Source organism: Elusimicrobiota bacterium (genome assembly GCA_040757695.1).
GTDB lineage: Bacteria > Elusimicrobiota > UBA8919 > UBA8919 > UBA8919 > JBFLWK01.
Map to the genome: position 1 here is coordinate 1 of JBFLWK010000190.1, position 1,926 is coordinate 1,926.

Below are 1,926 nucleotides of genomic sequence, written 5' to 3' on the forward strand. Positions count from 1 at the left end.
TGGCCCCAAAAGTAAGAAACAGTGTAGATTTTGACCGACAACAGAATTATAAAATTTATCGTTATAGTTTTTTTTATTCACTTATTGAGAAATATCCAAAGTTGTATAAATTGTTTATATTTCCGATATTGTTTTTGTTTGTTATCCATGGATTAAAAATAATTAAAAAGGAAAATATTGCCTTCATTCAATGTGGCAGTGCAGATCTGGGCTTGGCAGGATGGTGTTTGAGTAAACTAACAGGAAAGCCCTATTTAATCTATACACATGGAAATGATATTATTGTCAAACGACACTCTCTATCGTCTCAATTATGGAAAAACAGAGTGATTGCTATTGCACTAAGAAAAGCCAATGCTGTAATTGCTAATAGCAATTTTACTAAAACGAAAATTGTAGAATACAGTGTTAGTTCTGATAAAGTTACTATTGTAAATCCTTGTATAAAAGCGGGGATATTTTACCCGAAGCAAGAGGAAGCAATAACCATAAGAAAAAAATACAATTTAGAAAATAAAAAAGTACTTCTTTCTGTTGGACGGCTTGTTACCAGAAAAGGCCATGATTTTGTTATAAAAGCATTGCCGAATATTTTAAAATCTTTCCCTGATACAATATATTTAATTGTAGGAAAGGGGAATGAAAAGAATAGATTGAGAGAATTAGTAAAAGGGTTAACCTTGGAGAAAAATGTTGTTTTTGTCGGTTATGTTCCAGATAGTGAACTTAATGGTTATTACAATGCGTGTGATATTTTCATAATGCCAAGTCGTGAACTATCCGGGGACGTAGAAGGATTTGGTATTGTTTATTTGGAAGCAAATGCCTGTAGAAAACCAGTTATAGGCGGTAAAACTGGAGGAATACAAGATGCTATAGTTGATGGAGAGACGGGTTTATTAGTTAAGCCGACGGACATTAAAGAAATCAGTGATGCTGTTATCAAGATTCTATCTGATGAAAAATTAGCAACAACTCTGGGAAACAAAGGGTATACGAGGATAGTAAATGAATTCAGTAGCAAAAGGATAACCGAAAAGATAAATAATACGCTTTTCTCTATTTTTTAAGTTATTTCTAATGAAGACCCATATAAAAGATATATTAATTGAGATTCTTGGTAATCTTGATGCAGGACAACGAATACGTAAAACACATATTTTTTCTGTGCTCAATAAACTAAATCTTGATGGGAAAACAATTCTTGATGCGGGCAGTGGTTTTGGAGATTATATATTTTCACTTGCTCGAGGATATCCGTCAAATCAATTTATCGGAATAGAAATGGATCCGGAAAAGATAAAACAATGTATTTTGAAACGAGATAGACAAAATATTAGAAATATTGAATTTATTCAAGATAACCTTGAAAATTTTTCTGGGACGAATGCATTTGATGTAATTTATAGTATAGATGTCCTTGAACATATTGTTAATGACCGGACAGTATTTATGAGTTTTTACCGAGCATTGAAACGTGGTGGAATTTTGCTCATACATGTACCCAATATCAATCAGAAAAGACATTTCAAACAATTTGAGACTTGGGAACAAAATGACCATGTAAGAAATGGCTACGAAAGAGAAGAACTTGTCAATAAATTAAATAAATTAGGATTTAATGATATTAAAACAAAATCTACCTGTGGCTGGGCAGAATCCTTGGCGTGGGAAATCCAGAAGTTATTTGAAATATGGTTTTCGCATCGGATAGGACAAATAATTAGTTTTCCTCTTGTACTATATCTTACTTTTATAGATAGACATATTAATAAGACATCGGGGAATGGAATATTACTGATGGCAAGAAAATAAAATGAAGCAGATTTTTTCTTATAACTGGAATCAATATTCTACACAATTGCGGGATAGTACTTTAATCAGGATACTCAGTATGGGAGTGTTTGGAATTATTCTTGTATATGT

General features: G+C 32.1%; 2 protein-coding genes. Both read left to right on the forward strand.

The window, feature by feature from the left end; all coding sequences use genetic code 11:
* Positions 1-1,070, forward strand: a 1,070-nt coding sequence (locus AB1349_13990) for a glycosyltransferase family 4 protein (protein MEW6558437.1), incomplete at its 5' end; no start/stop codon positions are given.
* Between the two features lie 10 nt (positions 1,071-1,080).
* Positions 1,081-1,815: a class I SAM-dependent methyltransferase gene (locus tag AB1349_13995; protein MEW6558438.1), complete on the forward strand. Its 735-nt coding sequence runs from the start codon at positions 1,081-1,083 to the stop codon at positions 1,813-1,815.
* Positions 1,816-1,926: the final 111 nt, after the last annotated feature.

Coding starts and splice junctions, on each gene's coding strand:
- AB1349_13995 (MEW6558438.1), top strand. CDS start 1,081: ATGAAGACCCATATAAAAGATATATTAATTGAGATTCTTGGTAATCTT.